Below are 953 nucleotides of genomic sequence, written 5' to 3'. Positions count from 1 at the left end.
CAACGGACATCGAACGAAGACCGTGGCCACCACCAGCGGCGATGTCGAGGTCAAGATCCCCAAACTGCGGTCAGGATCGTTCTTCCCCTCCTTGCTGGAGCGACGCCGCCGCATCGACAAGGCCCTGTACGCAGTGGTCATGGAAGCCTACGTGCACGGCGTGTCGACCCGCAGCGTCGACGACCTGGTCGGCGCGTTGGGTGTCGGATCCGGGATCTCGAAGTCGGAGGTGTCGCGGATCTGCGCTGGTCTGGACACCGAGATCGCCCGGTTCCGCGAGCGCACGCTGACGCACACGAGCTTTCCGTACGTGTTTCTCGACGCCACCTTCTGCAAGGTCCGGGTCGGTGCGCACGTGGTGTCCCAGGCGTTGGTGGTGGCCACCGGAGTCTCGATCGACGGCACCCGCGAGGTACTCGGAACCGCCGTCGGGGACAGCGAATCCTACGAGTTCTGGCGCGAGTTCCTCACCAGCCTCAAGGCCCGTGGTCTGTCGGGGGTGCATCTGGTGATCTCCGATGCACACAGTGGCCTCAAAGCTGCTGTGATGCAGCAGTTCGCGGGTTCTTCGTGGCAGCGGTGCCGGGTGCATTTCATGCGCAACATTCGGGCGGCGGTGGCGGCCAAGCATGTGCCGCCGGTGATGGCGGCGGTCAAGACGATCTTCGCGCACACCGACCCGGACGCCGTCGCGGAGCAGTGGGATCAGGTCACCGACACCTTCTCCGGGTCGTTTCCGAAGGTCGCGGCGTTGATGGAAGCCGCCAAACACGATGTGCTGGCGTTCACCGCGTTCCCCAAGGCTCATTGGCAAAAGGTGTGGTCCAACAATCCCATTGAGCGGTTGAACAAGGAAATCAAGCGTCGAGCCGACGTCGTGGAGATTTTTCCGAACCCGGCGGCATTCCTCCGGTTGGCGACCGCGGTGGTCATCGAGCAGCACGACGAGTGGC

General features: G+C 63.9%; 1 protein-coding gene. It reads left to right on the top strand.

Features of this window, described 5'->3' with window-relative positions; genetic code table 11:
• Nucleotides 1-953 (top strand): IS256 family transposase (locus HF886_RS20845; protein WP_169653383.1); only part of this gene is annotated, 953 nt, incomplete at both ends.

Origin of the sequence: Rhodococcus sp. 105337 (assembly GCF_012844225.1) — a bacterium.
Taxonomy (GTDB): domain Bacteria; phylum Actinomycetota; class Actinomycetes; order Mycobacteriales; family Mycobacteriaceae; genus Rhodococcus.
The sequence above is the reverse complement of the archived record's forward strand: the minus strand, read 5'-3'. Positions and strand labels throughout refer to the sequence as shown.